Here is a 25,966-nt window from a genome sequence, read left to right on the forward strand (position 1 = left end):
ATCGGTAACTACTGGAGTGGGAGACCCTCTGGGAACGCCGATTCGCCGCCCCATTCATACTCCATTTCAGTAATTGAGAGCCGCAGGTACCGTCGAGGTGCCTGTGGCTTTTTTCATGTAATTCGGCCCCGAGTGGTAACACTAGCTAGAACTGCGGTAATACTATTTTATACCAACAATCCGAACTGTTGCTGTCGCTGCCAGCCGTTGCTTTCGTCTCCGTTATTGCTCGTCACTCGAGCCTTCGTCCATCCGGTCGAACAGTTGCCAGAGTCCGAAGAGGATAAAGAAAAACGCCAGTCCGATCGAGCCTCGTAGTGCCAGTTCCTCCCAGCCCGTTACCTCTGCGTGGACGAGACCACCTGCCCAGCCGCCGACCAGGACGGCGAATCCGGTCGCGACGACGAGCATGACCAAGAGCCGATCAGTGGGAACGTTCATCGGCGAACGTCGGTCACGGAGTCGGTTAACCGATGAGCCTGAATTTTATACTGGATCGAGCGGCCACGATTGCTATGATCGATATCGAGACGGAAACGGAACGGCGTCACGGAGTCACGTTCGTCAACGCGGCCGTGACGAACGAGCGATCGACACCGCAGTTGATTCTCCTCGAGCCACGTGTCGACGGACAGATCTGGTCGCCACGACCCGGGACGGCGACGGCGGCCGAGTGGACTGACGGTTCGTGGTCCGGCGTCGTCGAGCCGGGACGCACTCGTGGACTCGGATTTGCAACTCCCGAATCGCCGACGGACCGGCCACTCGAGTTCGTCTCCGCGACGCGCGTCTCGAGTGATGAGGTTTCGAGGCCGGAACGGAGGCTTGCGACGCTCGAGGGATGGTCGCCGACCAGTGCTGTCCTCGCTCGGGAGCCACGCGGATGATCGTCGCGGTCGGTGGCGGCAAGGGCGGCGTCGGTAAGACTACGGTCGCAGTAAACCTCGCGCGCGAACTCGGGGCGGTGGTCGTGGATGGTGATCTTGCGACAGGCGACGTCCCGAAAGGAGATGGACCACTCCTTCAGGACGTGCTGGCGGGACGGGTTCGTCCGGTCGCAGCGGTCGACGATCGTGACCCGATCAGGATGCTCTCGAGCGGCCGGACGCTCGCTGCCGCTCGTTCCTCGGATCTGTCGGCGCTTCCGGCAGTCCTACGGTCCCTCGAACGCGAGTTCGGCCGCGTCGTCGTCGACTGTCCGGCAGGGATCGCACGTGATGTGGGGTATCAGCTATACAGTGCGACGATAGCCGTCCTCGTAACGACACCCGATCGAGCTGCACTGGCGGATGCGATTCGGACGCGGGATCTCGCTTCGGATCTCGAGACGCCAGTTGGTCTCGTCGTTCTCAACCACGTTTCTCGAGACGGTGCGATCGAAACGACTGTCGATCGAATCGAGGAAACGCTCGGTGTCTCGGTATCTACCCTCGAAACGCGGTCGACCATCGCCGAGTCTTTCGAGTGCGGTCAGCCAGTCCGAGACGCTTTCCCTTCTTCTCCAGCAGTTGACTCCTTTGCGGAAATTGCCCGTCGAATCGATGCTATCGAGGAACGTGGAACTTCGTTACGATAAGTCACCAGCTTCGACTTCGGGCCAGTCGGCACCGGTCTCCGTCTTATCATTCGAGCAGAGGTCGTGATCGAACTCGATCGTCTCTGCTACTCGTCCATCGAATCGGAACTTCGGAACTGACAGCCGGTGGGTAACACCCATATTTTCTCCTGCCGTAATCGTCCGGAGGTCGAAGACGGCATCGACGAGGTGGCGGGTTACCGTCCGGTTCTCGGAACTCGTGGGTTTCAAGCAGTGGAGAACGGCGATTCCACGAGTTTCGTGCATTCGATCCACGATCCCGTTCAGGAACTCGAGATAGTCATCACGATTTGTGCGTTCGAGAGCGTTCATCGAGTCGACGACGAGGTTCGCACCGTCCGGTAGTTCGTCGACGAGTCGCGTGGCATGCTCGAGCGGGTCGTTCTCGAGGTGTCGAACAGTCGGATTTCCGGTTCGAACCGTAGCCGAGCCGATCGCAGCTTCGACGGCGGTGCCCGTTCGATCTGTCGTCAGGTAGAGCGTTCCCCGGGTTGCGGTCGCCTGGTAGAGGAACTGTTCCGATTGACTGGCCGGATCCGCTGTCAGCGCAATCGTCGTTCCTGGCGGGACACCACCCTGGAGAGCGCGATCGATGGCCTGGTTGCCGACCGGGAGGCGATTGTCGTTGTATTCACACCTTCTTCTGTACGATTCGGAGCCACCGACCGTTAGCCGTGCTGCGATATCGTCGAACGCCTCACGGGTCGCTGGTCCAGTCAATGGCGATTCGTGCTCCGGGATCGTCCCGAGAACCGGTGCCTCCAGTTTCGACTCGAGTACGTCCGTCACGCCGCTACTTTGGTTGATGACTATCCCTGCGATGGGAACGTCGAGCCGATGAGCGACGTCGATCGTCGTTCCGGCACCGCGCAGACCGCGATCGGTATTCGTGGCCACGACGACGACCCTGTCGGCGTACTCGAGTGCTTCGATCGCGTCGGGACCGGCTCCCGAGGGACAGTCTACCAGCACTCGTTTCGGACTCCGCCGCAGCCGACCGATTGCTGCCTCGAGATCGATCTGCTGAGTGGTCGTCGCTGCGGGGAGAACACCGACGTCGTCTGTTTCTGTCCGACTATGGGTGATTTCGTCGATATCCGTCGCGTTCTCGAGTTCCGCGATCGTTGGTTCTCGATCCACGTCGGCGAGGACGTGCAGGTTCGGTAGCTGTCGGTCGGCGTCGACTGCTACGGTCGGCGTTCCATTTCGCGCGAATGCATCCGCGAGGCCGAGCGTTATCGTCGTCTTTCCACAGCCGCCTTTCGCGCCAGCGATTGCGAGCATGACGCCGTTGGCCGCGTCTTCCTTTTTGAACCTCCAGATGCCGGTGCTCTCGCTCGAGTAATGACGGTGATGCGTATCTTCGAAATCGCGAACGAATCTCCGATGCCATAACTAATAACCAAAAGTGTAAATACAGTCTGGGTCGGATAAAATTCACGAAGTGAAGATTGGATGAAACGAAGCGAACGCACTCGCCGCCAGTGGCTGACCACCTGTGTCGCCACGACGGTTGGTCTTTCCGCACTCGCCGGTTGTACGGACAATTCCGACGAAACTGATCGTGAGAACGGAGCAGAATCGAGTACTAACGGTTCACTCGACGCAGGATGGCGAATGTACGGTGTCGACCTCGCTAATACTGGCCATCAGTCGAATGCATCTGGTCCGACGGAGGACGTCGACGTCGACTGGACGTTCGAAACCGGGGATTCGCTCGCAGCGACGCCGATCATCGTCGACGGCATCCTGTACGTCGGTTCCCACGACGAACATTTCTACGCACTCGACGCCGAAAACGGGGACGAAGAGTGGTCGGTCGATCTAGGAACGTCGGCTCGCCGAACTCCTGCCTATGCTGATGGCAACATCTACATCTCGGGGAGTCGAGAGTTGCTGTCGATCGATGCGGAAACCGGTGAGATTCGATGGCGCGAAGACGGAACGGATTCGAACCCCTATTATCCACTCATCGTCGACGAGGAAACTGGCATCGTCACTGACGATGAGTACATCTGGAGGTTCGACCCAAAGACTGGTTCGCTCGAGCAAGTGATCGACTTGCTTCCCGATCCGTTCGAGATGGGCGTCTCCGGAGCGCCTGCTATCGCTGACGGGATCGCATACGTCGGCTACGAGGATCGTCTCGGAGCGATCGATCTCGAGACCGGCGAACGGGAGTGGGAGTTCGAGAACGAGACCGGTGAGATATTCCACCAGATCAGCCCAGCCGTCGCGGACGGACTGGTGTACATTGGTGACGTCGACGGGAACTTTTACGCTGTCGACGCCGAATCTGGTGATCTCGAGTGGGAGTATAACGAGGCTACTGAGGTCGCCTCGAATCCGTCAGTAGCCGATGGGATGGTTTTCTTTGGTGATAGTGATCGAGTCGTCGCTCTGGAAGTCGATAGTGGAAATAAAGAGTGGGAAGCCGATGTTGGCCCGACACCAGATGTTCAGCCAACAGCTACCAATGAGACGATATATTTAGCTGTACATAGGTTTCTCTATGCAGTTGAGGCTAAGACCGGTAACAAAATATGGTCGCATGAATTTGGGTCTCATGTAGATGAACCACGTATAGGCACTAATTATGCAATGCAGGCTCCACCTATAATCGTGGACGGATCACTATACGTCACGACATCGAATAATAAGATTCACAAATTCAAGACTAGATAGGTATCGCATTATCTCAATCTTCGTACTCGAATTCCGGACCAGTACTCTCCCAAGTCACTGACTGATTCTCATCAGTTCCAATATTTCCAATACCTGGTGATCCTCGAGTCAAAAGCGTCGGGCTAGGAACGAAAGCGACAACCGGAACCGAGTTCTCGAACTCGATTGCCTCGACTGACCCTGCTTCGAGTTCCGTTTCGGGCCTAACGTCGAGATGCACGTCTTTATCCTCGCGAACGTACGTCGTCGAGTCCGTACTCGAGCCGTCCCCACTGGTGGATTTCACCTCGAATCTGGCGTACTCTCCCTGGACTTCGACCTGCCAGGCATCGAGTTGCAGGAAGAAGAACTGTGGCCACGGGATAACCGGTGCGCCGGGGAATCCGACCTCGTTCTCGTATTTCGATCCCAATGGAGCGTGTGTCGTTCCTGTGGGGTTCACAGGTCCCTCCTCTTCTGGCCGGACGGCAGGAACTTCCTCGCGTTCGACCGGTTCGAGTTGTAGATACGTCGGCGATCCGTCGACGGTGATGTGGACGTCCTCTTTCAGTGGTGAGCCGTCAGCTCTCGCCAGTTCGTCGTCCGATTCGTCCTCGAGGATGTGTTCCGAATCGGCTATCATTCCCTGGGTAAATCCGGCACTTTCCTCGAGTATGCCGTTCGCACCACCGAGGAGATCGTCGATCATGCTGTCGGCTGCGTCGTTCGAGTCGTCGTGAATTTCGCCCATTACGTCGATCCAGGCGTAGAGATTGTCGAAATATCGCTGCCGGAGTTCGACTCGTGCCATATCGGGTGGGTTCTCGTACTCTCCGTCGACTCCCTCGTAGACGAGTTCCTCTTCCAACTGCTCGACCTCGGACTCAAGTTCGTAGATCGGACTGTCTCCCTCGATCATTTCGAACAGATCGACCTCGAGCGGCTCGACTTCGGTAACGACAGTCACGTGTGTGATCGCTAGCTCGTTTTCTAACCACGCATCGAGGTAGCCGCTCTCGAGGTCTATCTTACCATCTGTCTCGTAATCGATCGCGGTCTCGAGATCGCTTTCACTGAGGATGTCTCGTGATTGAGCTTCGATTCGACTCTCGATCGTACTCTCATATCGTGTGCCGAACAGCTCGTCGAGCGCCTTACCGGGCGCATCGTCGAAATTACTTCCAGCCACAGGACCGACTGATCCTCCTTCCTCGAGTGCCGTCTCGATTCCTTTCGACCGATCGATGTTCGAATCAGGCGCGAAGGAGCCCGAAATCGTAAACGTAGCCGTGTATCTGATCTGTCTCTCTTCGGAGCGAATCGTTACGTTGGTTGCGTTCTCGTTGCCTTCCCACGTTGCTCGTTCCTGGACCGTGTTCCGAAACTCGACGTCGATATTGACGAGATCTCTATCTAGGTCGTCGGACTCGTCGTCGCACTCGGAAATCGTAACGTCAGCGTCATCGCTCGAGACGACGTGGTACTCCGATCCTTCGTAGGTGTGGTTCTCACTCCCAATCGGTCCCTCGCTGTAGTCGACACTGGGTAGAGTTCTGTGTTGTGTGGTGTCATCAGTGAGATCTACTTGGGTATCATAAATCCTTGATTTGCTATCAGACAACTCTTCACTCCTCTCTGCATCGTCACTCAGCCGTTCTATATCATCTAAAATACTATTAAAAACATCAATTTCTTCAGCATTACCTAACTCTTCCTGATAATGTGAATCCAAATACTCCTCTTCGAACCGCTCCGTCTCCACAAGCGTTTCGTTAAACTCGTCTTCCATATCACCCATTCTGAACGCCGTCGTCTCGGAAAAAGCAGCTTCGGCGAACGGATGCACCTGCAACTCGAGTTCCATCTCTCCTTCCACGTAATCTTCGAGCAGCCACAGCAACAATTCCTGTACCGTCGGCGGGTCCTCGAGGTCGCCATCCGCATCACCGAACAAATACTCGCTCTCACAGAGCGTTTCGAGGTCTTCAAGGTCGGCTTCAACGACGTCGTCACCGAGGTCGACGGCGAGACAGGCTGCAGCGCCACGCATCACGCGGTCCTCGTAGGGGTCGGCAGCCCCTTCGCCGAACGCGTCCTCTTGTACTGCAAAGACCGCGTCGTTTGCCAGCACCTCGGTGTGGTTGTGTGGCGTGACGTTCTCGAACGCTCGATCGGCTGGGTCGCTGTCGAGACGATCGTAGTAGGCTTTCGCCCACGTCAGTGCATACAGCCTGGTAGCGAGCGTTCGACTGAATCCCTCGTATCCGTCTGCCTCGAGGAATTCTGTCTCGAGTTGCTCTTCGAACTCCTGTGTTCGTTCTCGAAGTTCGAACAGCGTCGTGCCCACGGTGACGGTGACCTCGCGTTGTTCTCGAAGCTGGGTGTCTCGTCCATCGAGATGGATCGAGACGGGGTCGAGGGTCACTTCGAGCGTACCGTCGCCGGCCTCGAGGTCGACGCGATCGATCGCGTCTTCGATGCTTTCCGGGTCGTCCCAGTCGACGGACTCGAGTTCGACGGTCGTTTCGACGTCACGAAGTTCTTCTCCGGCAGCCGGAAGCGACTCCTGTGCCTCGAGGTAGATCAGTAGCTTCAGGTAACGTTCGAACTCGTCCTCGCGGGGATCGTCGATCGCGTTTCCGACGGGAGTGTCGGCCGTCGTCGCCAGCGGTGCTCTCGCGGCCTCGTCGGTCGCACGGAGTGTGGCCTCCCTGAGTTCGGACTGGACGAGCGGTTCCGTTCGGTCGATCGCGAGCATCGGATCGACGTCGGTCTCGGGCGTGTCGCGCGACTCGAGGATTCCGACGACGGTGACGCTGCTCACCAGGAGTAAGACGCCGATGATCGCGAACGGGACGCGTGCGCGTTCGTCGACGGTAAACGAGACGGTTCGTGGTCGGTTTCCGGTCATGGCTATGAGTCCCAGGTCTGGATCGTGATCGTCAGTTCGCCGACCGAGACCGACTCCGCGAGGAGCTCGCCGACCCGTTCGTTCGCGGCGTCGCCGTCGTACTCCTCGTCGATAGCGTCAATCTCGTCCGCGAGCGCTTCTTCAGTGATGTCCTCGGCGATCAATGCTGCGAGGCCGTTTGCTTCGTCGTCGCCGATGAGCCACTCCCAGAAATCCTCGAGAAACACGTTCCGGTCCTCGTCGCCGTAGACGAGTCGCTCGTTTGCGGCCGTCGCGTTCGCTCCCGTCCTGCTGAGTGGGCTCTCCCCGTCGTCGGGATCGTCGAACTCGACGTTGGTCGCGGCTGCGGTCTGCTGGTAGTGGTAGACCTTCAGTGACCGATCGATCCCCTGGCTCTCGAGGGCGTGCTGTGACGCCTCGTGGTCGAAGTAGCCGTCGACGATCCGTTCGGCGATCAACTCGGAGACTAGGGCGATTCCTTCCTCGCGGTCGTCGCCGTTCTCGTAGGCTTCCCTGATGGTCTCTTCCTCGAGGTCGGTCATCCCGCTCGAGACGGTCAACGTGGCGCTGCCGACGTCCTCGTCGGGTGGCGATCGCTGACCGGCAGTTGCTTCGCCCCGGACGGTAGCGTTCTCGTAGGGTTCCCAGACGGCGACGGCGTAGACGTGGTGGTTCGACCCCACGAGCGTACTGCCGATCGAGGCGTCGACGGCGTCTTCGTACTCGTCGCCGTAGGTGAGCAGTCGGTCGTCGTCGACCCGCGCGTTCGTCACTGCTGCGTCGGCGAGTAACCCGGTCGCCGGTCCGTACTCGGTTCGGTCGTACGTGTTCGCCGAGGTTTTTTCAGGTGGAACGAACTGATCACCCTCCTCGACGGCGCTCAGGTCGTACTGGACCGAAATCGTCGTGGCGGCGAGCGTCTCCGCAGTGCGATCGGCGTCCGTCTCCTCGAGTCCGTCGTCGGAGTCCTGCAGGTAGAGCCCGAGAACCAGGACGCTCGCGCTGACCAGCAAGAGCGCGAGTGCCACGTCGAGGACGGTGCTGACGGCTCTCTCGTTCACGGCGACCACACCTCCACGCGAAGCGTCCCGCCACGGACGTCTCCTGGCTCGAGTTCGACTGGAACCGGTCGTTCCGCGACGCCAGCGTTTTCTGGCGGATCCTCGAGTGCGTCGGGATCGAGAGCGTCACCAGCGGCGTCGAATCGTGCCTCGGTGACGAGGCGATTTTCTCCGTTCTGAACGGTCGTAACGGCAATCCGGACGTTCTCCCCCTCGGGAAGTGACGCCAGCCGAACCCGGTCCGCTATCGGTTCTCCCTCGCCACCGACAAACACGCCCGTCTCCGAGACGTCTTGCCAGACGCGCTCGAGAGTGACGTCTTCCGGCGAGCGGTCGGTCGTCTCCGAGAGCACGCCGGTGAGATAGCCGCTGTACAGCCCCAGTGCGATCCCGATCACTGCGACGGCGACGAGTGCGGCGAGCGGTTCGGTCTGTGCTCTACGCGTCGACGAGCGTAACATGGTATACCTCCGATTCTCCGGTCGCTGATCGCTCGAGGTAGCCGACTTCGTCGGTGTCTTCGTCGATCTCGATAGATCCTTCGTCCCGATCACATATCTCGACCGTCTCGCCGGCACCGTCGCTCTCGATCGTCTCCTGGCAGACGCGTGCTCCACTCGTCCAGATGTCGACGGTTATCGGGAACTGGAGCGTGTTACTCTCGATCGCGGTGTGATCGATCGTCACCTCGCCTGTTCCTTGCTCGGACGTAGTGTAGGTCTCTGCCTCCATTCCGTTCGCGCCCTCCGCCCGAAACGAGAAATCGACTGCGCGGTTCGTCTCGTACTCGAACGCGAGTTCGTCGGTCTGGATCCCCGGCAGGTCCTCGGTCGCCACGGATGCAGAGACGGCGGGTGTCGGCATCGTTCGCACCGTCGTAGCGCGCAACTTGCCGTCTGCAGATCGCCACTCGCCGGCGGTTTCCACGTGGGCCGTTTCGACGTCCTCGAGGAAGGCGTCGATCCCGGTCTCGCCGGGGGCCTCGATCTCTGCGGCGTACTCGTCTTCGATCGCCGTCCCGTGGGTGACGTTCTCGAGTCGGTCGTGGCCCATCACGGGGACGACCTGGCCGTAGGCGATACTCGAGTGGGCCGTCCCGTGCTCGTTTCGCATGGAGACGGTCTTGCCGTCGATCTTGACTGCGTTGGCCTCGTGTCTGTAGCTGGTTGTCGCTTCGTAGGTGTCGGCTCCGCTCGCTCGTTCGATGGTGTTTGCGGCTTCGGCCGCGTCGGGCGGCGGTCCGGTCGGGAGTCCGATCGCGACGGCGGCCATCGCGAGGCTGACGATGCTGACCGCCAGCCAGACGTACCACGCGTCGGCGGGCGCCTCGAGATCCATGCTCCCAGTGGCCCGACGTTCGTATTTAAACCTCAGCGCGGGAGTCGGCGGTCAGAACGACAGCAGGAGATCGATCGCGACCACGGTGATCACGTACACTGTCGTCGCCGAGAGCAGCGCCCGGCCGACGTGGTAACCAAAGAGCGCTCGATCGAGCCCGTAGCGCAGGGCATAGGAGAGCGGGATCAGGACGAAACAGAGCACGAGGACGAACGCGCCGATCGAGAGCGCGAGCGACTCGGTCGGGAACGCTGCCGACTCGGTCGTCGCCTCCACGTCGATTCCGCTCATCATGTCCGCGAGTCCGACCGTCGCGCCGGCGACAAGCGGTCCGAAGTAGGCGGCCGTGTTGTCCAGGGTTCCCGTTACCTGCTCGAGGTCGCGCTGGGTCTCGCGCTCGAGGTCCTCGAGTTCCTCCAGGTGGTCCGCCATCGCGACGATCGCTCGTCCTGCGGGCTGACCTTCGTCGGTGGCGATCGCGAGCAACGACGCCGTTCCCCGCGCTCGAGGACTCGGAACGTGCCGGAGCGCGCCGTACTCGCCGAGGAACGCTTCGTCGACGCCGACGTGGAGGCGACGCTGGAGGTCGGCGGCTGCCTCGAAGACATCACCCGTTTCTGCGGGCACGCGCTCGCCCGCGAGTGCGATCGCCGACTCGACGGATTCGCCCTCGGCGACCTGTCGACCGACGAGGTAGAGGGCGTCGGTGAGGTGTTTCTCGACGTCGCGAACGTAGTGACGGACCGAGAGTATCGGGCTGTAGACGGCCAGTAGCCCGATTCCACCACCGAGGCCGAGGCCTGCGATCGGTGCGAGGTGAGCGTAGCCGGCCTGTCCCGTCGCGACGTAGGCGACGCCGCCGATGACCAGGCCAGCCACGAACCGGAGCCACAACTTCTCCGGGAGATCGGGATGGGTACGATCGATCGACGGCGGCGGGAAGGCGACGGGTCGACGGACGAGCAGCCAGAGACTCGCGGCAACGAGAACAGTCGGAAGGACGACGTTGTACAGCAGGACGACCATCCAGATGTTGACCGAAACCCCGACCATCGGGACGGCCGGAACGAGCGCGACGAGCGCGAGGGGTAACATTACGCCGAACGCGAACAGCGCACTCGTGGGTGCACGGATCGCGGCCGTAAACGTCGCCATCTGTTCTCGAGTCCCGTTCAGGATCGCACCCAGCGCCCGGTCCAGCGTTCGCGACCGTTCGCCTTCCGGAGCGTCCTGGGCGGTCGCGAGCAGGTGACTCGAGCGTCGAAGGGCGGGAAACCGGTCGGCCCACTCGTCGGCGAACGACAGTAGCCCCGTCTCGGACGTCCCCATCGACCGGTCGACGTGGGCGGCGAGACTCGCCGACAGCGGGCCGCGTCCGGTGTCTGCCGCGAACCGGATCGCGCTCTCGAGGGAGGGCTGGACCTGCATCCGCAACACTGCCCGGCCGACGAGGTTGGGCGCGTCGCCGAGTGCTTCCGTGCGTCTGAACGCCGCGAGTAGCTTCGGAAGTTCGTGTACGACCTGGATCGTCGCGAGCGGAACGACGAGCAGGAAGAAGGCGAGAACGGCGACCGGTATCGACGTCACGGCGAGTGCGAGCAGCGGGACTGTCGAGACGATGCCGGCACCGTACCCTGCACGAACGACGGTTTCGGGGGCAACTTTCGACTCGAGAAAGGATAGCGACTCGGTGAGTTCCTCGCTCGCCTCGACCGGCCAGGGGTACAGCCTCGCGAGCGTACGGGCGAGCGAGACGAGGTTCGAAGTCGGGTCGTCTCTCATCGCTCCCGTTCCCGCTCGAGTCTTCGATCCGCGTACGCCGTGGCAACCTCTTCGGGATTCGTCCGCTCATCTGCCGCGAGCGACGCGAGCAGTTGCCGTCGCTCGTCGATTGCCTTTCGGACGTTCGCGTACGAAGTGTCCGGCCCAGTCAACTGATCGACGAGACGACTCTCGCCGCGGTCGATCCGGCCCGTCGGACGGGCGCTGTCGCCCTCGATAGTGTACAGCGGTTCGAACCGGATCTCGTCGCCGCTGCCGACGACTTCCTCGATCAGCGCGAGCCGTCGTTTTCGGCCTCCAGCCGTTCGGTAGGCCTGGACCGTGACCACCAGGTCGGTCGTGCCGAACGAGGAGGGTTCGACGTCCAGGTCCGAGACGACGCGTTCGTAGACTTCGTCCGCGCCGTCGCCGTGGATCGTCCCGAGGACGGCGTTTGCGTTCGCGCCGACGCGCATCGCTTCGTAGAGGACGCCCGCTTCCTCGCCGCGAATTTCACCGACGACGAGCGCCCCGTCGCCAAGCCGGAGTGCGGTCCTGAGCGCATCTTCGGGCGTGATCTCGGGCCCGTCTCCGGTTCCGGTCCGAAGCGCCTGGACGTCCCTGCCGACGGACTGGAGCGGATCGACCGGGAGTTCGGGCGTGTCCTCGATCACGACGGTCCGGACGTCCGGTGACAGTTCGTACAGCAACGTCCCGAGAAGCGTCGTTTTCCCGGCTCCACGGGTTCCCGCGATGAGCGCTGCCGCGTTTCGCTCGACCGCAACCGATAGAAGGGCCGCTGCTTCCGCCGGCATCGTTCCGTTCGCGACGAGTGCGGGCAGCGTGAAGCTGTCGTCGGCCTGCTCCCGGAACGCGAAGGCGGTCCCGTCGGCGACCGGATCGGTGACGCCGGCGATCCGCAGTTCGGTTCCGTTCTCGAGTGCAGCCGTCGCGTCGACTGTCGGCGTCGCCCGGGAGAACGCCCGTCCGCTAGTCCGGCGCACGCGAGAGCCCAGTGCTCGAGCGCCTTCGTCGGTCAGGCGGACGTTCGTCGCCATCGATTCGCCGTCGACGACGACCCGCAACGGGTTCGTTTCGACGGGGGCGGTTGCGTAGACGTCAGTTACCGCTGAATCGGCAAAGAGGTCCTCGAGAATCCCGTAGCCGGCCGTGTGTTTCGCGAGGATCGAACTCAACTGCGGATCGACCGGGCCGTCGCTGACGCGTTCGATCGCTCGTGATGCGGCTCGCTCGCCCTCGACGACACCCGTCGCGATCGCCTCGTAACCGTCGATCAGCCGCGATCGATCCTCGGCCGAGAGCGAGAGATCGACTACGTCCAGCGCGTACAGCGGGACGCCGTCGGCTCGAGCGTAGATCCGTGCCTCGCTACCGGTCTCGAGCGAGCGAACGTCTCGGAGGCTGGATTCCTCGCGCGAGCGATCGAGGACGTAGTGACCGATCTCGAGACCGACCGACGGCGTGAGATCGGTGTAGCTCTCGAGTCCGTCGGCGGCGGCGACCAGTCCGGCTTCGGCCCCGAGTTCGCCGATTCGATCGACGCGGGATCGAAGCTCCGTGGCGACCGCGAGCGGATCCGTGGCGGCGGTCTCAGCCAGTCGTTCGTTGTGATCGCCGACCAACTCGAGAAAGCGGCCGGCCGCACAGAAGAGTGCAACGGCGCGGTCGCCGTATCGGTATTCGAGACCGTTCGACCTGACCGTCAGCTGTCGGACTCTGTGGTCGACGAGCGCGTCGACGACGGTCCTTCGACACGATTCGTCGTCGATCAGGTCGCCCGAGCCGTCACAGTCGCTGGCGTCGACAACGAGGGTCCGATCCTCGAAGTGGGTCGTACACGAGCAGGGCCGATCCTCGCCATCAGCGGCGCTCAGTGCGAACAGTCCCTCGAGTCCGACGCGCTCCAGCGTGGCCTCGAGTCGGTCGGGACGGTCCCGGATCATTGGCTCGCGACGACGACGGGTTCGTCCCGCTCGTCTCGTTCGACGGTGAGCGTGAGGGTTCGGTGTTCGCCGACGCCGCCGAGTTCGACCGTCTCGTTTTCGTGCGGGTCGGCGTGGACGATCGGTGCGTCGATCGGGTGCTGGTGCTCGCTTCGGCCTGTCGCTGCGAACGTCGCGAGGCTTCCTGTCTCGTGGATCCGTTCGATCCGCAGGTACTCGACCGGCGTCGAGGTCAGCGAGTCGTCGGGGAAGGGAAGCGACACCGTTCGCCGCGGGGCAGGAACGCCGTCGGGCGTCGGCTCTTCGTTCTCGAGCAGCGACACCGCCGCGTCGTCGATCGCAGCGAGGTCGCTCTGGAACTGTCGCTCGGTACTCACCGCCGCAGCGTGGTCGATTGCAGGGATCGACAGGGCGACGAGCGCGACCGCGAGGAGCGCGACGAGAACGTACCGGATCATAGCTTCGCCCGGAGCGTCTCGAGAACGCTCATCTCCTCGTTTGTCTCTGCCTCTCGCGCCTCCTCGCGGTCTCTATCGTCTCCGTCGTCGGTCGGTATCGGCCGCTCGAGGTAGCGTTCCACTGAACGCTGATCCGCCGGTGTGACGGTCTTTTCGTCCTCACTATCGCCGCGTTCGTTCCTCCGGGGGTCTCCGGTACTCGTCTCGCTAGCCGTGGGTTCGAGGACGCGCTCGGCTGTCTGTCCCGGAGAGGGCTCGGTTTCGGACGTCGTGCGTCCGCTATCGGCGTCGTCGGTTGCATCGGTGGAATCGACCTCGTCCGCTCGATCCGCGCTCTTCGACGACTCGCTGACTCCACCATCTGCTTCCTCGAGTGCGTCCAGTCGCCGCTCGAGTCGATCCACAGTAGCGACGGCCGTCGCAGCCTGTCGTTCCACGTCGTCGTTGACCGCGCGTATCTCGCCGGTGAACCCCTCGAGCGCTCCCGTTCGTCCCTCGAGGTCGGCGATCCTGTGTTCGAACTCCTCGAGGCGGGATTCGAGGCGCTCGAGGTCCGAACGCGTCGACTCGAGGTCCGCGAGGTCGGCGACTGCGGCGTCGCCGTCGACGACCGCCCGTTCGACGGCGGCGAGTCGCTGTTCGAGTCGCTCGGTATCGGGCATGGCCCGTTTCGCCGCCCGTTCGTACTTAAACCTCAGTCTCGTGGGGCGCGACGAAATCGCTCGCCTGTGGACTATCGCCGCCGTGTGGGGTGTCGCGCGCTCGAATCCGGGCTGCGTGGACGGTTTCAGTCGCGTCGTCGACGACGACCACCTCGCCCGGACGCTCGGGCATGCGATCGGACAGCGACGCGTCGACATACGTCGGCTGGGCCGACTCGAGTGCCTCGAGGTCCGCACCGGCGGTTAGTCGGTGGGAGACGAGCACGTCCGACTGGGAGACACCGACTGGCGGGACGGCGCTCGGTCGCTGGGTTGCAGCGACGAGCGTGACACCCGGCGCGCGGCCGCGCGTGAGAATCGTCCGAAGCGCGGGTTCCGCGATGCCGTCGAAGAACGCGTGGGCCTCGTCGAGCAACAGCCACGGCAGGCGGTCGATTCGGTCCGTGACGCGAGCACGATAGAGCGCCTCCGCGATACCCCGACAGACGGCATTCATCGGTGCGGCGTCGAGTCCGGCAACGTCGACGACGGTCACCTCCGGGCCGGCGAGCTCGGCCGCCGAGAGGCCGTCAGGATCGAAGATCCCCCACGACTCTGCGAGCGTGAGGTGGTTGATCGCCGCTCGTCGGTCCGCCTTCGGTGCGTCCGCCGCGTCGACGGCGTCACACATCTTAGCGACCGCCGATTCAGTTCCGGCGGCCTGCCAGACCAGTCCGCCGGGTCCGCTCTCGGGCTCGAGTCCGAGCAGTTCACACCACGAGCGCGGGTCGAGCGCCGACGGGGAGACGGTAGGATCGTCGAGAACCTCCGCTGGAACCGGCTCGCCGTCGGCTGGGTCGGCGAGCGAGCGAAACGCCCCCATCGGATCGACGATAACGGGGGCGAGTCCGACCGACCGAGCCAGCGCCTCCGCGACGACCCCGAGCGTGTAGGACTTGCCGTAGCCTCGTTTCCCCACGACCAGCACTGCGTGCGGTCCGTCGAGGTCGAGGTAGAGGGGTGCGCCGTCGCTCCCGTCCAGCGCTCGATAGCTCCCGAGGTGTCCAGCAGGTCCGTCCTCGAGATCGGTGTCGCGTCCGAGTACGAAACTCATCGACGGGAGTTGTCCGGTGCTGTCGTTTCAACCCTCGGACGGGAGTTTAAGTCGGAAGGCGGGACCAGGCAGGGTATGCGATCGATAGCAATCGGCGACGAGCGTTGCTCGCGGCCGAACCCTGGCCGATCGTTCGTCGACGACGACCGTGGGATCGAGGGACTACCGATTCGGCTCGTGATCGCGCTCACCGTCGGCGTCGCCGCACTGGCGCTCATGCTGAACATGCTCGGCGGCATCGGCGACGTCGGCGACACCGAGGTTACGGTCGAAGTCGCCAACGACGATCAGGTCATCGAGGAAGGTGAGGACGTCGACGTCTCGATGTACGTGATCGACGAGAACGGAAACGATGTCACGGACGCGACGGTGCTCGTCTCGGCAGGCTCCGCACAGTTAGACGGCGTCGAAGAGGCCCACACCGGCGAGAGCGGGGCCGACGACCACGAGGCGATAGTTTCCCTCGAGAACCACGGGCTCCGGGCCGACCAGGACATGGGAACGCTCGAGATCGACGTCGTTCCGCCGTCGGATAGCAACTACATCGACGAACAGCCGAATCCGGAGATCATCGTCACTGAAGGCTAGTATGTTCGAACTCACGACTGCCGTCATCGTCGCCGTCGCGTTCGGACTGGTGCTCGGCGTCGGGCCCGCAATTACTGTCGGCGTTCTGACCGGCGGGTTCGCCGTCCTGGATCGAGCCGTCCCGCGTTCGGGAGCGGCGGTCGTCGCCCTCGTTCTCGCGGGACTCAACGGCTACGCCGTCGGCGTGACGGACGCTGCCACGTTCTCGAGCGACGCCACGGTTGCCAGCCTGTCGGTCCTCGTTGGCGGCCTCGTCGTCGCCGGACTCGCACTGTACGCGCACAGCCTAGCCGAAACGGTCGCCGACGACCTCCCGTTCGACGTCGCTCGGCCAGTCCGACGCGAGCGCGGACTCTCGGCGGAAGCGATCGACGCCGTCGACGGTGCGGGCTGGATCGTGGTCCGTTCGACCGGATCGGTTCGCGACGTCGACGGCTACCCACCGCTCGGACCCGAATTACGGGCGATGCTCGAGGAAGACACCTGGCGATTGCCGGCCGATCTACCGCTGTCGGCCCTCGAGTCGCGACTCGAGGCGCGGCTTCGAACGACCTACGATCTAGCGACTGTGTCGGCCTCGATCGACGAACGCGGTCGGGCGACGATCGCTGCAGCGCCGCCGTCGAACGAAATCGCGAACCGAATTCCGGAGGGGTGGCGGACCGTCACGGTGTGGGCCCTGCTGCCGACCGGTCTGGCGCCTGGCGACGTGGTTTCTGTCTCTCCGGAGACGGCGGCCGACACCGTCACGGGTCGGGTTATCGACATCGACCGCACCGACGAACTGGATCGAGGCGGGTCGATCGACGATCCGATCGAAATCGGGACGGTCTCCGATCGAGTCGTCCGTCCATCTACCGCCGAAACGCCCGGTGGGGAGGGTCGAATTACCGTCGCCGTTCCGACGACCGACGCCGGCACCCTGCTGGAACGCGATCGTGCCCGGATCGTGGCTACGTCCGGAACGCCGAACGCCGATCGTGCCGCGTTCGCCGTCCTCGAGCGTGCGGGCCAGTCAGTTCGTTCAGTATCCGTCGGCCGATTGCAGGCGGTGATCGAATCTGCCGATCTAGCCGTCACGCACGAGGACGTTCGCGTTCTCGCGGGCTGGATCGACGGCGAGGACGACGGCTGGATCGAAACGTCGGAAAGCATCCGACCACAGCTGGTCGTCGAACCCGACCTCTCGACGCTCGAGGCCGACGACGAGGTGTTCGTGGCCGGCGACTCGGTATCGCTGCGACGGATCGTCGACGATCAGGCCGACGTGGAACCGACGGAATCGGAGACTGCCCGTTCGCCGACGACGACGGAGCGACGGGCGGTGGAGGCGAGTTGACGATGTCGGACGTCGCTGTTGTGATCCTCACTGCGACGATCGTAACCGAGTGGACCGAAGTCGCGCTCGTCAACGTCTTCGGTTTCGCCGTCCTCGCGACCGTCGCTTCGATGGTCGTCTCGTTCGCCTACCGGCGGTACAGCACTCGCCCTGTTCCGCCCGGCGTCACGGCTCTCGTCGGTCTCGCCGTCGTCGGTGGCTGGCTGAACGTCGCCGGGATCGGGCGGTCGACGATCATCGACGAAACGTCGCTGTTTCACCACGCGACTGCCGTCTACTTCCTCGGGGCGTTTCTCACCGGCGTGGTCGGAGCGGAAGGCGGCCGTCACGTCGGCGACCACCTCGCTCGAGAAGTCTACGGGATCGATTCGGTGGCGGCGCCGGGAACGGCCGCGTCGATCGTCCGTGCAGGCAGACGATCGATCGAACTCGACCTCCCCGAGACGATCACGGACGCGGACGGCTATCCGCCTGTCGAGGAGTCGGTCAAACGAACGCTTGCGGGGAAACCGATGCTGTTCCCTGCACGTCTCTCCGTCGACGACCTCGAGTCCAGACTGGTCGATCGACTCGAGCGCGACTATGGAATCGGCTGTGCGACCGCCGATCTTGCGCCCGACGGGACGGTCGAGCGGCTGGCGATCGGCCGCCGGCGGTCGGGACTCCATCGGACGCTTCCGCCGGATACTGCCGCCGTCGCGATCCGTTCTGATCCGCCGGCGGACGCGAGCGTCGGTGATCCGATCGAGGTGTGGGACGACTCGAGTCACCTGGTCGCGACGGGGATGCTTCGAGCAACTGCGGGCGACGTCGTGACTATCGTGGTCGACGAGAACGACGCGGGTGCGTTCGACTGCGGGCCCGGAACACGGTATCGGCTGGTTATCCGTCCCGAGTCGCCTACTGCAGTTCCCGCGTTCGTCGCCGCTCTTCGTAGCGCGGACGAGACGATCGTCTCGGCATCGGTTCGACCGGAGTCGGAACTCGTGAACGAGTTCGTCGGGTGGATTCCGGGAACGGTCCTCGCCCTCGTGCGAGACGACGGGGACGAGGTTCTCCCGTTCCCCGACGACGAAGAGACGCTCGTCGCCGGCGACGACCTGTACGTGCTCGGGCCGCCGACCGCGGTACAGAACCTACAGTCGGCCGGCTGATGGGATCTCTCGTCACGGCCTCGAGACGGAACAGCGACGGTTCAGACGTCGACGTACTGTCTTTCCCACTCCCGTCGCTGTTCGATCTGTTCCACCCCCATATCGGTTATCTCGTAATAGTTCGTTCGCCGGTCGAGTTGTCCCTTCTCGACGAGTTCCCTGTTGACGAGGGTATCGAGGTTGGGATAGAGTCGGCCGTGGTTGATCTCCGAACTGTAGTACGTCTCGATCTCGCCTTTGACGTCCTGTCCGGACGGCTGGTCGGCGCCCGCGATTACGTACAGGAGGTCACGCTGGAATCCAGTCAAATCGTCCATGTTTCATCCGTTTAATTACACCACACGACTGACTATTTGTTATCGATCACGTATCGCGACTGTGCAGGCCGTTTTTGACGAGTTACTGTGTGTTGTATCCGATTGAGGGACGTTTTATCGTCCATAATGAATTTTTGATGACAGCAATCGATACGATCGACCGATAGGCGGTCCGTCGACTGCCGTCGATTTCATCGTGAGGTTCCGTATTCTGTCCGTATCGACGTTATTAGCTCCCAACACACAGCGTTTCGTCGTTCAATGTGTTCCCGGTTCGATCTCGAACCGTTTAGGTGTCGTCGATGGATACGCGACGGTTATGGCCCACTCTCACGCAGAGTCACCGCCGCGTCGCGGCGTACCGACAGTGCCACAGGTGGCACTGATCGGTCTGTTCGTGACGGCGCTGGTGACGGCGCAGGTGACTGCATCGAAGGTGCTCGCGTTCTCGATTCCGTTCTCGTTACCGGTTACGGGTTCGGAACTCGTCTTGCCCGGTGCGGCACTCGCCTACGCGCTCACGTTCATGGCGAGTGACTGCTATACCGAACTCTACGGTCGGCGAGCGGCCCAGATCGTCGTCAACGTCGCCTTCGCGTTGAATTTTGTCGTGCTCGCGCTCGTCTGGTCGACGATTGCGGCGCCGGCCGCCGAGACGAGCATCGATCCGGGCATGTTCGCCGACGTGCTCGGTGCGTCGACCAACATCGTCCTCGGAAGCCTGCTGGCGTACCTCGTCAGCCAGAACTGGGACGTGATCGTCTTCCACCGGATTCGCGAGTATACCGGTCGGAGCAAACTCTGGCTGCGCAATATCGGCTCGACGGCGACCAGCCAGGCGATCGACACCGTCATCTTCGTCGCGATCGCGTTCGCGATCGCTCCGGCACTGCTCGGCGTCGGGGTCGTGCTCCCGCTCGAGGAGATCGCGGCGCTGATGATCGGCCAGTACCTGCTGAAACTAGCCATCGCGGTCGTCGACACGCCGATCGTCTACGCGATCGTCGCACTCGTCCGCTCGCGAACCGACGGCGAGGTCGCGACGACGGCGTCGTAACTCGATTCTCCCGCTGTCTATCCGTCGCGAACGGCTGGAATTTTGTACCCCGCTCCTCACTGTCGGGTATGGACGAACGCGTTCGCGAACACGCCGAGGTACTGGTCGACTGGAGCGCTCGCATCGAGGAGGGCGACGACGTCGTCCTCTCGGTGGGTCCAGACGCACACGAACTGGCCGTCGCCGTCGCCGAGAAACTCGGCGAACGCGGGGCGAACCTGCTTGCAACCTACAGTTCCGGCGAGATCACGCGAGCGTACCTCCGCGCTCACGACGGCGAGTTCGACGAGAACCCCGACCACGAACGAGCGCTGCTCGAGGAGACCGACGTCTACCTCTCGATCGGCGGTGGGCGGAACACGAGCGCGACTGCTGACGTCCCCGGCGACGTTCGAAGCGAGTATCGCGACGCCCGCACGGAGATCCGAGAGGCCCGTTACGATACGCGCTGGGTGTCGACCTACCATCCGACGCGGGCGCTCGCACAGCAGGCCGAGATGGCCTACGAGGAGTACCAGGAGTTCGTCTACGACGCAGTCCTTCGCGACTGGGAGTCGCTGGCCGACGAGATGGCACAGATGAAAGAGCTGCTAGACGAGGGATCGGAAGTGCGACTCGTCTCCGAGGGGACCGACCTCACGATGCAGATTGACGACCGAACCGCCGTCAATAGCGCGGCCTCGGTCGCCTACGACTCGCACAACCTCCCGAGCGGCGAGGTCTTTACCGCACCCTACGGGACGGAGGGAGAGGTCACCTTCGACGTCCCGATGACGCTGCGTGGCGAGTCGGTCCGGAACGTCCGCCTCGAGTTCGAGGACGGCGAGGTCGTCGACCACGAGGCCGAACAGGGCGAATCCGTCGTCGGCGACATTCTCGAGGCCGACGAGGGGGCTCGGCGACTGGGCGAACTCGGGATCGGGATGAACCGTGCGATCGACCGCCACACGGACAACATCATGTTCGACGAGAAGATGGGCGACACCGTCCATCTGGCGGTCGGGCGCGCCTACGACGCCTGTCTTCCCGACGGCGAGTCGGGCAACGACTCCGCGGTCCACGTCGACATGATCACCGACGTCAGCGAGGATTCCCGACTCGAGATCGACGGCGAGGTCGTTCAGGAAAACGGCCAGTTCCGCTGGGAGTGAATCGCCCCCTCCCTGGCTACGAGTAAGGGGTGCTTACGGTCGTTTAGTCGGCGGTGAACACAGGAATCCGACGTATACTAATACGGCAATCGGTCGTCGTACCCAGTACCGCCTCGACCGGTGGCGGCCAGTAACCGGTTGGGACATCGCGTCCCTCCTCCCCCGTTTTCGACAGTTGTCTGCCCGCCCCGCCGGAGGCGGAAGATATCCGGCATCACCCGTCTTCGCCGACAGGCACACAGTTCTCCAGGCCCAACCGACGGTATGCGCGAGCAGCTTCGGGCAGGTGCCGCCATCTACAACGACGGTTACTACCACGCCGCTCACGACGCCTGGGAGGAGTACTGGCTCGACCTCGAGTCGGGGACCGACGACGAACTGTTGCTCCACGGGCTGATCCAGCTTTCCGGGGCCGTCTACCACGCCCGAACCGGTAACTGGGAGGGAGCGGTCGGACTCGCCGAGAGCGCGGACGACTACCTCGAGTCACTTCCGCCGACGTACCGAGACGTCCCGCTCGAGGGAATTCGATCGTATCTCGCCTCGCTCGCGGCGGATCCGGAACTCCTCGAGCGCAGACCGCCAGTTCGAATCGCACACGAGGGAGCGGTCCCGACGCTCGAGACGCTGGACGTCGCGGCAACGGCTATCGCGGCGGTCGTCCTCGCGGAGGAACTCGGGTTCGACGAGGAACCGGTCGCGAGGGCCCGAACGTACGCCCGACGGGACCTCGAAGCGGGCGAAGACGACAGCCAGTTCATCGCGTTGCTCTTCGATTTCGTTCGGGAGGACGACCACCGCGGCCTCGTCTACCAGCGGCTGTCGGAACACGTCAGCCGACGGCAGTCCCGTGAGGAAGACGTCGAAGGGCTGTTCGGGTAATCGATTGATTTCAGTACGTTTTCCTGCTCGATGTGGTAACGAGTTCGAGGCACATCCGGACGCGAACGCGGTCCAGCGCGGATTCTGCAGTCCCGCGTGTACGCTCGTGTCCTCGAGTTAAGTTCCTGAAATAACGCTTCGATTCTTTTTCGACGCTTGTCGTCCGACAACGAGACGCCGTCTCAGTCGTGCTCGGCGGAGTTGTCCTGTGGGTTGTATCCGAGCACTTCTCGAGCGCGATCGATCGAGTAGTACTTCCGGTCGTTGTCGGAGATGCCGTAGACGATTTCGTAGCCGTAGTCGGCCTGGATGCAGCGATCGAAGAGGTGTGCACAGTCGCGGTAGGAGAGCCACATCGCCTGGCCGCGCTCGTAGTCGATCGGCGGGTGGCCTTCGGTGAGGTTGCCGATCCGGACGCAGGCGACCGAGAGGCCGTACTCGTCGTGGTAGTATCGTCCCAGAGTTTCGCCGGCGGCCTTCGAGACGCCGTAGAGGTTGCCCGGCCGGGGAAGTTCGGAACCGTCGAGCAAGAAGTCGTCTTCCTCGCGGTACATCTCGGGTGTTCGCTCGTCGGTTTCGTAGGCGCCGACGGCGTGGTTCGAGGAGGCGAAGGCGACCTTCTCGACGCCGGCGTCGACCGCGGCCTCGTAGACGACCCTGGTGCCGTCGATGTTGTTCGGCAGGACGCTCTCCCACGGTGCCGTCTTACGGGGGTCGCCCGCGAGGTGGATGACGGCGTCGATCCCCTCCATCGCCTCGCGGACGGCCTCCTCGTCGGTGATGTCCGCGACGACGAACTCGCCCGGATGATCCTCCGTCGGCGGATCTCGATCCAGCAGCCGCCACTCGTAGTCGCGTTCGTCCACGAGACCGTCGAGAATCGCCGTCCCGACGCGCCCCGCAGCCCCAGTAAGGAGGACGGACTGTGCCATTCGTTCGGTGTGAGGGAAAGCGCCGATAAGTAACGTGCGATTCCGGACGGGTGCGGTCGTCGATGGCACGCGGACCACAATTCCCTTCCCGACCGCCGGCGAGTGCTCGAGTATGTCCGAAACGACGCCGACGGACGCCGAAGCCGCCTGTTTCGAGGCTGGAATCAAGTTCGGGTCGCTCTACCACCAGTTCGCCGGGACGCCGCTGTCGCCCGACAGCGCAGCGAGCATCGAGACCGCGATGGAAGAGGCCATCGAGAACCAGCCCCATTGCGAGGAGGTCACTGTCGACGTTCGCGAAGACGAACTCGAGGCCGCACTCGAGGAAGCGGCTGCCGACTACACCGAACTGACTGGCCGATTTCTCGAGGTCGAGATCATCGTCGACTACGATGGCTGTGAGGTCGTCACCCGAATGGCGATGGAAGACGGGTATCCGCTGATGCGACTCGAGTCGGTTCGGGAGCGGTAAGCCGGGAGTCGTTCAATGTCGGACTCTGGACAACTGCCAGTAGATTCATTTTAATTGAATCAGCTACTTTGGGTGTATGTCCACAGGCACCAATCAGTCGGGGACGATAGAGCGGGTCGGCTATCGGCTCGCGAGTGTAGTCGAACGGTGGATGCCGAGTCCATTCCTGTTCGCGATTCTCTTGACGTATCTGGTCTTCGTTGCAGCCCTCGTTCTGGGCGAGTTCGGTCTCATAGAGTCTGCAGAAGGGGGTGCTGCCGGTCCGTTCGCCCTGGTCGAACACTGGTTCGACGGGTTCTGGAACTTCCTCGAGTTCGCGATGCAGATGACGCTGATCCTGATGACTGGATTCGCGCTCGCGTATCATCCGCGGGCCAACGATCTGCTCGTCCGACTCGCCAAAGTGCCCGATACGGCGCCACAGGCAGTCATACTCGTCGCCGTGTTCTCGATGGCGATCGCCTGGATTCACTGGGGCTTTAGCCTCATTCTCGGCGCGATTTTCGCTCGCGAGATGGGGAAGGTCGCCTACGAGAAGGGTATCGACGTTCACTATCCGCTGCTCGCGCTGTCGGGATACATGGGGCTTGCGCTCACCTGGCACTGGGGGCTGTCCGGTTCCGCACCGCTGTTGCTCACGGATGCAGCCCAGGTCGGCGAAGGAACGGCGTTCCACATGGTCCCAGAGGAGGGGATTCCGCTCAGTCAGACGATCATGCACGGCTACGGTATCACGCTGACCGTTCTCTCCATCGTGTTCGCCGCGCTCGTGCTGTACCTCATCACGCCGTCCGGCGAACGGTCGCGCGACATCACGGAGTACATTCCCGAAAGCGAACTGTTCGATACCGCTGGTGACGGCGGTGAGACTGTAGAAACCGAGTCCGAACCGTCTGAGAAACCAGCCCCGGCCGAACGAATCGATAACAACCTCGTTCTCGGTGGGCTTATCGGATTAACTGGGTTCGGCTACGTCCTCTACCTGCTCGTTTCGCAGGGTATCGACGCACTGAACCTCAACGTCGTCAACTTCGGGTTTCTGATGGCCGGACTGCTCATCTGGACGAACCCCTCGGCGTACCGTGACAAGTTCGGCGAAGCGGCCACGGCCGCCGCGGGCGTCATCCTGCTGTTCCCCTTCTTCGCCGGCATCCAGGGGATCATGGCCGGCTCCGGGCTCGCTGCCGAAATCGCCGACGCCATGGTCGGACTCGCGACCGAGTCGACGTTCCCCGTCATCGCGTGGCTGACGGCCGCGATCGTCAACGCGTTCGTTCCGTCCGGTGGCGGCGAGTGGATCATTCTCGGGCCGTCGATCCTCGAGGCTGCAAACGATCTCGGCGTCGACCTCGGTCACGCCACGATGGCCTATGCGGTCGGTGACGCCCACACGAACCTGCTGAACCCGTTCTGGGCGATCCCGCTGCTGGCGATCACGCGAATCAAGGCTCGTGAGATGTTCGGCTACGCCATCGTGATGATGCTCGCGCTCTTCCCGTTCCTGGCAGCGGTCCTGTACCTGCTGCCGTACGAAGCGCTGGCGTTCTGAACACGAACAGCTACTCTCCGTTGCTTTTTTCGGCGATCGGTTCCGTCAGAAGCCTGCCACAACTGGAGTTCGAAAGCTGACGACACGATCCGTTTCGATCAGGCAGTCCACGTATCGCCCCACTCCGACTGGGGAATCGTAACCCGGTCCTGTTCACCCTCTCCGTCGACGGGTTCGACGACGATTGCCTGTATCTTCCCGACGGAACTCGTCTCCTTCTCGACGACTCTGTACTCGCCAGTGTCGGTTCCTTCGACGTTCCGGATGATGTCGCCGACCTCCATCGAACTAATGTCTTCCATCGTCGGGACAATCGACTGTCATTCGCTTAAGTCCGCCGGGCGTTCCGACCCGATGGGAGAGTATAGTAACAACTGCAACTATTTACACACTGATCGCACAGCTGTCGTGCGATCAGGTGTGCATTGACTTGCAGTGGCTACTATATTCGCATCGATCCTGGATCTGTGCGTATTCACGATTCGATCGATTACTGACCGCTCGAGCCGATTTTTACTTTCACTTTCGGGAAATCTTTTAACCACAGTCGCGGTGAACGTGGTAGCATGAGTCAAGCGACGCTCGGCGACGACGACGAACTGTTCGGCGAAGCGGCCAACGAGATGCGCGAGGACGTCGAGGCCTCGCTCGAGGAAGCGTGGGCAGCGTTGCCCGCGGCCGACGACGTCTGGGAGACCGACGCCGACAACGTCCTGGGCGTGCTCAACGGTCTCAACTCCGCGCTCGATGCCGGCAACGCCGAGGACCACCTCCGGGACGCCAAGAAGTGGTTCACCATGGGCAAGCGAGCCGACGCCTTCGAGGACGCCGACGACCTCGAGGCTGAGATCGCCGACCTCGAGGATGCGATCGAGGACATCGCTGCCGCCGGCGAGCAGGTCGGCGAACTGACCTCGACGATCCCCGCGCTTCGCGGTACGCTCGAGGAAGCCGGTCCCGACGAGAACGCTGACGAGAGCGACGACGAGGAGTGACGTAGCGGTCCGTCGTCGCTC

Annotated in this window: 26 protein-coding genes; 12 read left to right on the plus strand and 14 right to left on the minus strand. The window is 62.7% G+C overall.

The features are described from left to right. Nucleotides 1–222: 222 nt before the first annotated feature. Complete coding sequence (locus tag BLR35_RS00005; RefSeq protein ID WP_090375518.1) at nucleotides 223–441, minus strand: hypothetical protein; 219 nt, start codon at nucleotides 439–441, stop codon at nucleotides 223–225. A gap of 74 nt (nucleotides 442–515) precedes the next feature. On the opposite strand from BLR35_RS00005, the gene BLR35_RS00010 reads away from it, so the two are divergent. Both BLR35_RS00010 and BLR35_RS00015 read left to right on the plus strand, forming a co-directional pair. Beyond that, entirely contained in the window at nucleotides 516–887 is a 372-nt protein-coding gene (locus tag BLR35_RS00010; RefSeq protein ID WP_090375521.1) for a DUF7857 domain-containing protein, read from the plus strand. Beyond that, nucleotides 884–1,576: a MinD/ParA family ATP-binding protein gene (locus tag BLR35_RS00015; RefSeq protein WP_090375524.1), complete on the plus strand. Its 693-nt coding sequence runs from the start codon at nucleotides 884–886 to the stop codon at nucleotides 1,574–1,576. Before BLR35_RS00010 ends, BLR35_RS00015 begins: the two co-directional genes overlap by 4 nt. On the opposite strand, the gene BLR35_RS00020 is transcribed toward BLR35_RS00015, so the two are convergent. Then, nucleotides 1,568–2,881: a DUF7125 family protein gene (locus BLR35_RS00020; protein WP_090375528.1), complete on the minus strand. Its 1,314-nt coding sequence runs from the start codon at nucleotides 2,879–2,881 to the stop codon at nucleotides 1,568–1,570. The genes BLR35_RS00015 and BLR35_RS00020 overlap by 9 nt on opposite strands. A gap of 333 nt (nucleotides 2,882–3,214) precedes the next feature. Here BLR35_RS00020 and BLR35_RS00025 point away from each other — a divergent pair, with 333 nt between their 5' ends. After that, nucleotides 3,215–4,282, plus strand: a complete 1,068-nt coding sequence (locus tag BLR35_RS00025) for an outer membrane protein assembly factor BamB family protein (RefSeq protein WP_090375531.1) — start codon at nucleotides 3,215–3,217, stop codon at nucleotides 4,280–4,282. Between the two features lie 13 nt (nucleotides 4,283–4,295). On the opposite strand, the gene BLR35_RS00030 is transcribed toward BLR35_RS00025, so the two are convergent. From BLR35_RS00030 to BLR35_RS00070, 9 genes are read right to left on the minus strand one after another with little or no spacing between them, the layout of a single operon-like run. Continuing rightward, nucleotides 4,296–7,172, minus strand: a complete 2,877-nt coding sequence (locus BLR35_RS00030; protein WP_090375535.1) for a DUF7286 family protein — start codon at nucleotides 7,170–7,172, stop codon at nucleotides 4,296–4,298. Nucleotides 7,173–7,174: 2 nt separating this feature from the next. Beyond that, a complete protein-coding gene (locus BLR35_RS00035) occupies nucleotides 7,175–8,233 on the minus strand; it encodes a DUF7284 family protein (protein WP_244510158.1) in 1,059 nt (352 codons plus the stop codon). Further along, a complete protein-coding gene (locus BLR35_RS00040) occupies nucleotides 8,230–8,694 on the minus strand; it encodes a DUF7285 family protein (protein WP_090375541.1) in 465 nt (154 codons plus the stop codon). The genes BLR35_RS00035 and BLR35_RS00040 overlap by 4 nt, the downstream gene beginning before the upstream one ends. Continuing rightward, the gene (locus BLR35_RS00045; RefSeq protein ID WP_090375544.1) at nucleotides 8,672–9,571 is read right to left on the minus strand and encodes a DUF7283 family protein; all 900 of its coding nucleotides are present in this window, start codon (nucleotides 9,569–9,571) and stop codon (nucleotides 8,672–8,674) included. The genes BLR35_RS00040 and BLR35_RS00045 overlap by 23 nt, the downstream gene beginning before the upstream one ends. A gap of 51 nt (nucleotides 9,572–9,622) precedes the next feature. Further along, a complete protein-coding gene (locus BLR35_RS00050; RefSeq protein WP_090375547.1) occupies nucleotides 9,623–11,353 on the minus strand; it encodes a secretion system protein in 1,731 nt (576 codons plus the stop codon). Continuing rightward, entirely contained in the window at nucleotides 11,350–13,296 is a 1,947-nt protein-coding gene (locus BLR35_RS00055) for an ATPase, T2SS/T4P/T4SS family (protein WP_090375549.1), read from the minus strand. The genes BLR35_RS00050 and BLR35_RS00055 overlap by 4 nt, the downstream gene beginning before the upstream one ends. Beyond that, nucleotides 13,293–13,754 (minus strand): DUF7311 family protein, encoded by a 462-nt coding sequence (locus BLR35_RS00060; protein WP_090375552.1) that lies wholly within the window; start codon nucleotides 13,752–13,754, stop codon nucleotides 13,293–13,295. The genes BLR35_RS00055 and BLR35_RS00060 overlap by 4 nt, the downstream gene beginning before the upstream one ends. Continuing rightward, nucleotides 13,751–14,416 carry a DUF7310 family coiled-coil domain-containing protein gene (locus BLR35_RS00065; RefSeq protein WP_090375554.1) on the minus strand — a complete coding sequence of 222 codons (666 nt, stop codon included), beginning with the start codon at nucleotides 14,414–14,416 and terminating at the stop codon, nucleotides 13,751–13,753. The genes BLR35_RS00060 and BLR35_RS00065 overlap by 4 nt, the downstream gene beginning before the upstream one ends. Nucleotides 14,417–14,441: 25 nt before the next feature. Further along, a complete protein-coding gene (locus tag BLR35_RS00070; RefSeq protein ID WP_090375557.1) occupies nucleotides 14,442–15,509 on the minus strand; it encodes an ATP-binding protein in 1,068 nt (355 codons plus the stop codon). A 75-nt stretch (nucleotides 15,510–15,584) separates the two neighbouring features. Between BLR35_RS00070 and BLR35_RS00075 the strand changes: the two genes are divergently transcribed. From BLR35_RS00075 to BLR35_RS00085, 3 genes are read left to right on the plus strand one after another with little or no spacing between them, the layout of a single operon-like run. Beyond that, complete coding sequence (locus tag BLR35_RS00075; RefSeq protein WP_090375560.1) at nucleotides 15,585–16,097, plus strand: DUF7382 domain-containing protein; 513 nt, start codon at nucleotides 15,585–15,587, stop codon at nucleotides 16,095–16,097. Between the two features lies 1 nt (nucleotide 16,098). Further along, complete coding sequence (locus BLR35_RS00080; RefSeq protein ID WP_090375561.1) at nucleotides 16,099–17,436, plus strand: DUF8167 domain-containing protein; 1,338 nt, start codon at nucleotides 16,099–16,101, stop codon at nucleotides 17,434–17,436. A 2-nt stretch (nucleotides 17,437–17,438) separates the two neighbouring features. Then, nucleotides 17,439–18,590 carry a DUF8167 domain-containing protein gene (locus BLR35_RS00085; protein WP_090375565.1) on the plus strand — a complete coding sequence of 384 codons (1,152 nt, stop codon included), beginning with the start codon at nucleotides 17,439–17,441 and terminating at the stop codon, nucleotides 18,588–18,590. 41 nt (nucleotides 18,591–18,631) lie between these two features. Here BLR35_RS00085 and BLR35_RS00090 read toward each other — a convergent pair whose 3' ends face one another. Further along, nucleotides 18,632–18,907: a PadR family transcriptional regulator gene (locus BLR35_RS00090; protein WP_090375568.1), complete on the minus strand. Its 276-nt coding sequence runs from the start codon at nucleotides 18,905–18,907 to the stop codon at nucleotides 18,632–18,634. Between the two features lie 319 nt (nucleotides 18,908–19,226). Between BLR35_RS00090 and BLR35_RS00095 the strand changes: the two genes are divergently transcribed. The 3 genes from BLR35_RS00095 to BLR35_RS00105 all read left to right on the plus strand — a co-directional run bounded on the left by BLR35_RS00095 (nucleotide 19,227) and on the right by BLR35_RS00105 (nucleotide 21,997). Next, nucleotides 19,227–19,964 carry a queuosine precursor transporter gene (locus BLR35_RS00095; protein WP_170830929.1) on the plus strand — a complete coding sequence of 246 codons (738 nt, stop codon included), beginning with the start codon at nucleotides 19,227–19,229 and terminating at the stop codon, nucleotides 19,962–19,964. A 68-nt stretch (nucleotides 19,965–20,032) separates the two neighbouring features. Further along, nucleotides 20,033–21,115, plus strand: coding sequence for an aminopeptidase (locus BLR35_RS00100; protein ID WP_090375577.1), 1,083 nt, complete (start codon nucleotides 20,033–20,035; stop codon nucleotides 21,113–21,115). A gap of 264 nt (nucleotides 21,116–21,379) precedes the next feature. Further along, a complete protein-coding gene (locus BLR35_RS00105; protein WP_090375580.1) occupies nucleotides 21,380–21,997 on the plus strand; it encodes a DUF309 domain-containing protein in 618 nt (205 codons plus the stop codon). 182 nt (nucleotides 21,998–22,179) lie between these two features. On the opposite strand, the gene azf is transcribed toward BLR35_RS00105, so the two are convergent. Then, nucleotides 22,180–22,929: an NAD-dependent glucose-6-phosphate dehydrogenase Azf gene (gene azf / locus BLR35_RS00110; RefSeq protein WP_090375584.1), complete on the minus strand. Its 750-nt coding sequence runs from the start codon at nucleotides 22,927–22,929 to the stop codon at nucleotides 22,180–22,182. Between the two features lie 112 nt (nucleotides 22,930–23,041). Here azf and BLR35_RS00115 point away from each other — a divergent pair, with 112 nt between their 5' ends. After that, entirely contained in the window at nucleotides 23,042–23,401 is a 360-nt protein-coding gene (locus tag BLR35_RS00115) for a dihydroneopterin aldolase family protein (RefSeq protein ID WP_090379520.1), read from the plus strand. 76 nt (nucleotides 23,402–23,477) lie between these two features. Beyond that, nucleotides 23,478–24,950 carry a short-chain fatty acid transporter gene (locus BLR35_RS00120; RefSeq protein ID WP_090375587.1) on the plus strand — a complete coding sequence of 491 codons (1,473 nt, stop codon included), beginning with the start codon at nucleotides 23,478–23,480 and terminating at the stop codon, nucleotides 24,948–24,950. Between the two features lie 98 nt (nucleotides 24,951–25,048). On the opposite strand, the gene BLR35_RS00125 is transcribed toward BLR35_RS00120, so the two are convergent. Next, nucleotides 25,049–25,252, minus strand: coding sequence for a hypothetical protein (locus tag BLR35_RS00125; protein ID WP_090375590.1), 204 nt, complete (start codon nucleotides 25,250–25,252; stop codon nucleotides 25,049–25,051). Between the two features lie 264 nt (nucleotides 25,253–25,516). On the opposite strand from BLR35_RS00125, the gene BLR35_RS00130 reads away from it, so the two are divergent. Next, entirely contained in the window at nucleotides 25,517–25,945 is a 429-nt protein-coding gene (locus BLR35_RS00130) for a DUF5790 family protein (RefSeq protein WP_090375593.1), read from the plus strand. Nucleotides 25,946–25,966: the final 21 nt, after the last annotated feature.

It is taken from the genome of Natronobacterium texcoconense, from assembly GCF_900104065.1.
Classification (GTDB): Archaea; Halobacteriota; Halobacteria; order Halobacteriales; family Natrialbaceae; genus Natronobacterium; species Natronobacterium texcoconense.